The sequence below is a fragment of the Streptomyces sp. NPDC051064 genome (assembly GCF_044455985.1).
In the GTDB taxonomy this organism is placed as follows: domain Bacteria; phylum Actinomycetota; class Actinomycetes; order Streptomycetales; family Streptomycetaceae; genus Streptomyces.
The window spans coordinates 605,463-612,619 of record NZ_JBITFK010000006.1 but is presented as its reverse complement, the minus strand read 5'-3'; the positions used below and the strand labels follow the sequence as shown (position 1 = coordinate 612,619).

Genomic DNA, 7,157 nt, shown 5'->3' with positions numbered 1-7,157 from the left:
CGCGTGCTGCCTGGGTGCGGCACACCCAGGCAGCGCACCGGGCCGCCGCCTAGCCTGAACACATGGACGACAACCACCTGGGAGAATTCCTGCGCGCACGCCGCGACGGCCTGCGGCCGGAGGACGTCGGCATGGCGAGCTACGGGGCCCGCAGAGTCGCCGGACTGCGCCGCGAGGAGGTCGCCGTCCTGGCCGGCGTGAACGCCGACTACTACACCCGCCTGGAACAAGGCCGCGAGCGCAACCCCTCACCCCAGGTGGTCGACGCGCTCAGCCGCGCGCTGCGCCTCGACGACGCCCGCAGCCGCTCAACGATCTTCCGCCGAACCCCGGCGCCAGACCGATCACCTGTGCTAGACGCCCATGATCACTGGCTTAGCGTTAACCGCTGTACCGCTGTTCCCCAAGGCCGTCCACCTGCGGCGATCATGTTTCATGAGTTGTTGCAAAAGGCTGGACTCCTGAAACACCCTCATGAAACAGTCCGGGGTCGTGAGCGACGACTTCAAGCGCGTGGAATCGCACGACTGCCCGATGTCCACCTGCGCCGCCCCCGCGGGCTCTCCATGCCGGACCGGGAAGGGCAAGGTGGCCATCCAGTACCACACCGCCCGCTTCCGCCTTCGGCCCCAACTCACCAAGGCCCTGAGCGTGCCGACCCCCGCCGTACGCAAGCCGGGCTCGGCGTGAACCGAGCTGCCCCGGCCCGTGCGCGCCGGCGCCGAACCGGTCGGACACGTCCGCCTCGGCTACGCCCGCGCATCGACCGCCCGGCAGTCCCTCGACGCACAGCTCGACTCGCTCGGCGAGGCCGGGGTCACCCGGGTCTTCTCGGAGAAGATCTCCACCCGCGCCACCAAGCGCCCCGAGTTGGAGGCCGCCGTCAAGCTCGCCGGGGAGATCCGCTCCTCCGGTGTCGCCGTCACCCTCGTCGTCCACGAACACAAGCGGCTCGGCCGCGGCATCGAACTCGCCATGCTCGCAGAGGAGCTGAAGGCGAGCGACGTCGGCCTGGAATTCCTCACTGGAGAACTGAAGGGCTCACATGACCCGTCCGGCATCGTGTTCACCGTGCTCGCGGCGATGTCCGGCATGGAGCGCGAGTACATCCGCGACCGCACTCTCGAAGGCCACGAGTCCGCGCGGAAGCGTGGCAAGACCATCGGCGGCGCCGGGGTCACTGACGACGACATGCTGTCCATGGCCCTTCACCTGCGCCACCAGGAGATGAGCCTGCGCGACATCGCCAAGCGCCTCGTCATCACCACCGGCGCGAACATCATCGCTCAGCTCAACTCCATCGAATCCACCCTCGATCTCGTCGTCTCTGCCTGACCATCACGAGCGGTCCGCCCGGTCTCAGTCCGGGCGGACCGCTCACCAATGAACGGAGGGAGAGCCGCCGCCATGCGTCAGCGCCACTATCCCTCCGACACCACCCATGCCGAATGGGCCCTGATCAAACCGCTGTTGCCCGAGCCAGCATGCGAGACCAGAGCCGGTGGCCGGCCGGAGAAGCACCCTCGCCGCGAGATCGTTGACGCGATCCGATACGTCGTGGACACCGGCTGCAAATGGAGGGCTCTGCCTGCGGATTTCCCGCCCTGGCGGACCGTTTGGGGCTTCATGGCCCGCTGGGCCGCTGCCGGCGTGATCGGACAGATCCGCAATCACCTCTCAGGCCGGATCCGCCGTGAGATGGGCAAAGGCCCACGAGCGGTCGCGACCGTGATCGACTCCCAGAGCGTCAGGGCCGCCGAGACCGTCGGCAGGGACTCGCGCGGCTATGACGCGGGAAAAAAGATCAATGGCCGCAAACGGCACATGGTGGTCGACACCCGCGGCCTGCCCCTGCTGGTCATGGTCACCCCGGCGTCGCTCACCGACCGCGACGCCGCCAAGGAACTCCTCTTCCGCCTTCGCCTGATGCATCCCGAGATCACCATCGTCTGGGCGGACTCCGCCTATGCCGGAAAGCTCGTGACCTGGGCGAAGAAGTACCTCAGCCTCACGATCAAGACTGTGAGCCGCCCCAAGGACGCCTCCGGGTTCATCGTGCTGCCCCGCCGCTGGGTCGTCGAACGAACATGGGCCTGGATGATGCACGCCCGCCGGCACGCCCGCGACTACGAACGCCTCGTCCAACACTCCGAAACCTTGATCACTTGGGCGGCCATCACTCTCATGACCAGGCGCCTCACCCGGAAAAACTCCGCAGCAACCTGCTCGTGACCTCTGGGTGCACTACTTCTCAGCCGGACTGAACGCGCTGCATAAATAGCGCCGCCCGCCTCTCAGCCCAGAAACGGTAGACAGCCCAGCCGGCACCGAGCACAGCGGCCGCCCAGACGATGACCTCGGCGAGAATAATTGCCGGGGTCAAGGTGAGGTGCGGTCGAGGCGGCATCACGACCATCTGCACGGCCGCACCCACCGGAACCGTCAACGCCGCAAGCAAGCCAACCAATCCAGGCTGCCTGATGGCTGCACCTACGACACCAAGGACGAGTCCGAACGGGAGACCCACCATCAACCAGGTGACCATATCCGTGCCGGCTCCCGAGACGAAGACATCCGTCACGTAGTACGCCACCGTGGCAGCGACCAGCGCCAGGGCCCCGACCAGCGCACCTCGGACCCATGTCCCGGCCAGCCAGCCCATAGCCACCGCAAGCGCGGCCCAGGACCAGCCCGCGTCCATCAGCAGGCTGAGCACCTTGGCAGCCTTGGCCCAGACGGTGCCCGTAAACGACATCCCTAGCTCCACATACGGCGACGAAAGCGCGTTGACGAGCGAGGTAACCGCCCCAAAGCCCATCCCGGCAACGACGCCTCCCACCATGATTTTCATACCGAGAGGGTATCCAGTGCGCTGTGACGTCTCTCCGAGCTGTCACTGACCACTCGCAGTGAGCGCTGTCCGGACACGTGACTTCGCCTCAATCTGATTGCTGCCCACGGAGCTGCACCTCTTTTGCCGTTCGGGGAGACGAAACCCGAGTGGTCCAGGGGCACGTCCACCGAGTAGGGATCAGAAACAGGTACTGATGAAGGACTGAGGGCAGCGATGGGTTGCCGGGACGCGGTGAAGTCCGCCTGCTCGCTAGGAGAAGGGGGAGTAGTCGAAGAGGTCCATCACGTCGGTTTTCGGGGGCTCAACATTCAGCGGGGTGTCGAAGTCGCTGAATGTCGTGACGTTGCGGAAGTCGGGGCTCTTGTACACCACCCGGTAGATGTAGGGCTTGCCCTCGGCCGCCACGTGGAAGGTGTAGGTGGCACCCTCGTCCGTCGCGTCGGTGACGATCAGACTGGTCGTCGGCACTCCGTCGATCTTGCCTGCTTTCCCCTTGGCGGCGTTCCCGAACGAGGCGAAGGTGCGGGTGCAGTCGGTGAGTCCGTCCTCGTCGGCAGGTGTGGCCGGATCGACGGTCGTCTTAACCCAGTCCTTCTGATCCTTCCGGCCCTTGGTGTCTATCCCCGACACTTGCATGTGCTTCAGGTTCGGGCGGATGTAATCGGTGTCGCCGATACGGATCTGTTCGAGCTTCTCGCCTGTACTGCCAGCTGACCTGAAGGAACACGTGCCCTTCAGGTCGGTCCTCATCCAGGTGGTACCCCAGCGCCCGTCCTCCTTGGTCAGGCGCGCTGCGATCGTCACCGCCCTGAGGGACTTCATCGTCTTGTTCGCCTCGCCGAGCAACTGCGCAGCCGACAGTTGCCGTGGCTCCGCGCCCTCAGAGCATCCAGAGAGCGCAATGGTCAGCGCGATGCACGCAGCGCCGGACGCCGTAGTGCCAGATGGTATTCGCACGATCGTTCCCCCCAGGTTTGAATCGATCACGATAGCGGCAACGGCGACCCCGCCCGACCAGATGGCCGCAAGGAGCTTAGGCCGGGAAAAACGCCGACGGCGATGAACGGCACTCGCTGGTTGCACGGGACCGGAGTCGATGCCGACCGCCCGTACTGACTGTCGGGGCCTGCATCAGATTGATGCGCCACCACCCAGCCCTGTGGCTGTTCGCCCTACGGTCGGCTGGCGCCGTCACCTACGAGCACGACGCAGCCGGCCGAGTCGTCGTACGGCGCCGGTCCCGCCTCTCGCGCAAGCCGGACGTCTGGCAGTACGCGTATGACGCCGAGGACCGTCTGACGGCCTGCATCACGCCCGACGGCACCCGGTGGACCTACGCCTACGACCCGCTCGGCCGGCGCATCGCGAAGCACCGCATGGCCGCGGACGGCACCACGGTTGTCGAGACGGCCCGTTTCACATGGGACGGGCCGCTCCTCGTCGAGCAGTACGACGAAGGAGCCGGAACAATCCTCACCTGGGAGTACGAGGGCCACCGTCCTCTGTCCCAGTACGAGCGCCGGTCACTGGGAGACGACGAGGTCGACGCCCGGTTCTTCGCAGTCGTCACCGATCTGGTGGGCACGCCCACCGAACTCCTCTCCCCGGAGGGGAAGACGGCTTGGCGCAGCCGCTCCACGTGCTGGGGCACCACCGGGTGGAACACCTCGGCCACCGCCTACACGCCACTTCGCTTCCCAGGACAGTACGCCGACCCTGAGACCGGTCTGCACTACAACTACTTCCGCCATTACGACCCGGACACCGCCCGTTTCACCAGCACGGACCCCATGGGGCTCGCGCCGGCGCCGAACCCCTCCACTTACGTTGTCAACCCTTGGTATGGACCGACCCCCTGGGGCTCGCGCCGAAGCGTTGCCAGATGGATGCCTACGACTGGGGCGGATCCATCCGCTACGGACGTCTGGACCATCTGGGGCGGCCGACAGGCGTCTACGCATGTCTGCGCCCCGAGATCATCGACGCGGACAAGGGGACGCGAGCGGGCAAGCTCAGACCACCGGGCTGGCGTGGTGACGGCAAGGCTTTCAACGAGGCCCGCGGCCACCTCCTCGCCGCCCGTTTGGGTGGCCCGGGCACAGGTCCCCTGGCGTGGCACAACCTCGTCACGGAGACCCAGACCCCCACAAACTCACCGGACCAGCGCGATCAGGTGGAAGACAAGATTTTCGACCAGGTGAAGACGCACAAAGAAGTCGTCCAGTACAGCATCAGGCCGGTCTACGAGGGGGCGAACCCGATCCCGATCAGATTGGAGTTCACGGCTTTCGGAAACAAGGGCTACACCTTCACCCACAGCCTGGAGAACCCCGCCGCTGGTGTCCGGACCGCTGTATAACATCGCCACCGACCGTACCTGGAAGGCTCCCCCATGACCCGCACCACCCCGCCACGTCCCCTCGACGTAGAAGCGGTTTTCCCTGCCCTGGCAGCCCACCGGCGCACAACCACACGGCTCCACCCTCGCCACGGCTCCCCCAGGCCCCAGGAAAGCTCAGTGGCGGGCCCTCTGCTGTGGCCGGCCGACGAACCGTGGCCGGTGTGCACAGCCGTACACCCGAAGGGCACGGGCCACCTTCTCTCCGACGTACGGCTGAGCCGCAGGATTCTGGAGGACTCCCGCGGGCGGGAGTACACCGCCGAGGAACAGCGCCTGATCGATGGAATGACCGAGAGTAATCACCTCCCGGATCTTCAGGACGACGCCCCGCTGCCGATGCTGGCCGTTGCCCAGCTGTACGCACACGAGATTCCCGATCTCGTGGGACCCGAGGACCACGACCTGCTGCAGGTCTTCTGGTGCCCCTTTGAGGTGCACGGCACCGACCGTACGATCGACGTCGTACTGAAGTGGCGACGGTCCACCGATGTCGGCGCCGTACTCATGCCCCAGCCCGAACCTCCCGTGGTCGGCCGGAAGGAATGCGTGCCGAACACGTGCGTCGTACACCCCGAGCGCGTCGTGGAGCACGAGTACCTCGGCCTGTTGGAGGAGGAACTCCAGGAGGCGATCGACGAGTGGGAGGAGGCGCGCCTCGACGAGGACGATGCGGACGACGAATACAACTCCGCTCCACCTGCCAGCTACGCAACGTATGAGGAGTACGAAGAGGCGATGGCCGCAGCCGAAGCTGTCGAGCCCGAGGAGATCAACTACATGAGCGATCTGTCGATCGCCCCTGGCTGGAAGGTCGGCGGCTTTGCTTCATGGCACTTGACCGACCCCGCTCCGGTCGACTGCGAGGTGTGCGGGGCAGCGATGCCGCCCCTGCTCACCGTGGACATGTGGGAATGTGACGGCGCCTCACGCAGCTGGCTGCCGATCGAGGACCAGGACTCCCACGACCCACACGCGACCAACCCGACTGACGTCTACCTCGGCCGCGGCCTGATGCGCGTACACACCTGCCCCTCCGATCCGGCTCACCCTCACCGTCTCAGCTTCCAGTAGCCGGAAAGCCTTCGTCCTTGCCGGCCTCGGTGGCCAACCCAGCGGTGCTGGAGAAATCCTTCCTGTGTGGCCGAAGCCGGCGTCCCGGACAAGGCACCTTGCTTCACGTGCCGTCCCCGGCGTGGAACCGACCACGTCATCTTCCTGGGCGCTGCCTGTTCAACATCAAAGCTAGCGGCCCCGGTCAGGGTCTGCGCCTCCTTCCGGGCTGCGGTCCGCTCGACGTCGGCGGGCAGCACGTAGCGGTCGGTTTGGCCCGGGTGCCAGCGCGGGTCCACGTTACGCATGCGGCGGCGTCGTGCCGGCCCGCGGGCAGTGACGGCCACCAAGCCGCGAGTAGGCACGTCAGACGGATTCACGCGGTGACGGCCGTCGCTGTTCTGCCCGCCAAGGCTGCTATCTGCGCCAGGAGGCCGGGAGGGGGGTTCGTTCAGGTTCAGGGCGTGGGCGGTGATCGTGACGGGGGAACAGCGGATCACGTGGTCGGTGGGGGTCGTGCCTGGGCTGGTCGCCGCGTAGATGAGATGGCCGTGGGTGATGCCCAGGGCGGTGCAGTACGCCAGGAGTTGATAGAGGTGGTCCACGGGTGGGGCCGCGACCTTGAGGAACGTGTACTTCGCGTCCATCACCGAGATTGGACGGCCCCCGCGGTACAGGACCAGGTCGGGGCGGAAAGTGGCCCGGCGCGCCTCGTCCAGGCGGTGGACGTCCTGGGGAGCGCAGCGGATGCCGTGGCGGGCCAGGGCTTCGCCGAGTGTCATCGTCACAAAGCGTTCGAAGACCTTCGGCAGGTCCAGCAGGAAGCCGTCCGCCGGGATCGGGGCGCCTCCT

8 protein-coding genes and 2 pseudogenes are annotated in these 7,157 nt (G+C 66.4%); 7 read left to right on the top strand and 3 right to left on the bottom strand.

What is annotated here, in order from left to right:
- Positions 1 to 62: 62 nt before the first annotated feature.
- The 4 genes and pseudogenes from ACIBCU_RS24370 to ACIBCU_RS24355 all read left to right on the top strand — a co-directional run.
- Positions 63 to 305 (top strand): annotated as a pseudogene (locus ACIBCU_RS24370) (helix-turn-helix domain-containing protein); the annotation flags it as partial.
- Between the two features lie 187 nt (positions 306 to 492).
- Positions 493 to 690, top strand: coding sequence for a hypothetical protein (locus ACIBCU_RS24365; protein WP_399233879.1), 198 nt, complete (start codon positions 493 to 495; stop codon positions 688 to 690).
- 18 nt (positions 691 to 708) lie between these two features.
- Positions 709 to 1,335 carry a recombinase family protein gene (locus ACIBCU_RS24360; protein WP_399233877.1) on the top strand — a complete coding sequence of 209 codons (627 nt, stop codon included), beginning with the start codon at positions 709 to 711 and terminating at the stop codon, positions 1,333 to 1,335.
- A gap of 72 nt (positions 1,336 to 1,407) precedes the next feature.
- Positions 1,408 to 2,232 carry an IS5 family transposase gene (locus ACIBCU_RS24355; protein WP_399233873.1) on the top strand — a complete coding sequence of 275 codons (825 nt, stop codon included), beginning with the start codon at positions 1,408 to 1,410 and terminating at the stop codon, positions 2,230 to 2,232.
- Positions 2,233 to 2,251: 19 nt separating this feature from the next.
- Here the strand turns inward: ACIBCU_RS24355 and ACIBCU_RS24350 are convergent, their stop codons facing one another.
- Both ACIBCU_RS24350 and ACIBCU_RS24345 read right to left on the bottom strand, forming a co-directional pair.
- Positions 2,252 to 2,851: a hypothetical protein gene (locus ACIBCU_RS24350; protein WP_399233871.1), complete on the bottom strand. Its 600-nt coding sequence runs from the start codon at positions 2,849 to 2,851 to the stop codon at positions 2,252 to 2,254.
- A 252-nt stretch (positions 2,852 to 3,103) separates the two neighbouring features.
- Entirely contained in the window at positions 3,104 to 3,937 is an 834-nt protein-coding gene (locus ACIBCU_RS24345) for a hypothetical protein (protein WP_399233869.1), read from the bottom strand.
- A gap of 98 nt (positions 3,938 to 4,035) precedes the next feature.
- Between ACIBCU_RS24345 and ACIBCU_RS24340 the strand changes: the two are divergent.
- From ACIBCU_RS24340 to ACIBCU_RS24330, 3 genes and pseudogenes are all read left to right on the top strand, one after another.
- Positions 4,036 to 4,724, top strand: a pseudogene (locus ACIBCU_RS24340) (RHS repeat-associated core domain-containing protein); the annotation flags it as partial.
- A gap of 12 nt (positions 4,725 to 4,736) precedes the next feature.
- Entirely contained in the window at positions 4,737 to 5,213 is a 477-nt protein-coding gene (locus ACIBCU_RS24335) for a DNA/RNA non-specific endonuclease (RefSeq protein WP_362940510.1), read from the top strand.
- A 159-nt stretch (positions 5,214 to 5,372) separates the two neighbouring features.
- Positions 5,373 to 6,326 carry a hypothetical protein gene (locus ACIBCU_RS24330; RefSeq protein ID WP_362940432.1) on the top strand — a complete coding sequence of 318 codons (954 nt, stop codon included), beginning with the start codon at positions 5,373 to 5,375 and terminating at the stop codon, positions 6,324 to 6,326.
- On the opposite strand, the gene ACIBCU_RS24325 is transcribed toward ACIBCU_RS24330, so the two are convergent.
- Positions 6,305 to 7,087 (bottom strand): hypothetical protein, encoded by a 783-nt coding sequence (locus ACIBCU_RS24325; protein ID WP_399233867.1) that lies wholly within the window; start codon positions 7,085 to 7,087, stop codon positions 6,305 to 6,307. The two genes, ACIBCU_RS24330 and ACIBCU_RS24325, sit on opposite strands and share 22 nt — an antisense overlap.
- Positions 7,088 to 7,157 lie beyond the last annotated feature (70 nt).

Excerpts from the sequence above, each read along its gene's own strand:
- ACIBCU_RS24355 (WP_399233873.1), top strand. The coding sequence starts at position 1,408 with ATGCGTCAGCGCCACTATCCCTCCGACACCACCCATGCCGAATGGGCC.
- ACIBCU_RS24325 (WP_399233867.1), bottom strand. The coding sequence starts at position 7,087 with ATGACACTCGGCGAAGCCCTGGCCCGCCACGGCATCCGCTGCGCTCCC.
- ACIBCU_RS24350 (WP_399233871.1), bottom strand. The coding sequence starts at position 2,851 with ATGAAAATCATGGTGGGAGGCGTCGTTGCCGGGATGGGCTTTGGGGCG.
- ACIBCU_RS24335 (WP_362940510.1), top strand. The coding sequence starts at position 4,737 with ATGGATGCCTACGACTGGGGCGGATCCATCCGCTACGGACGTCTGGAC.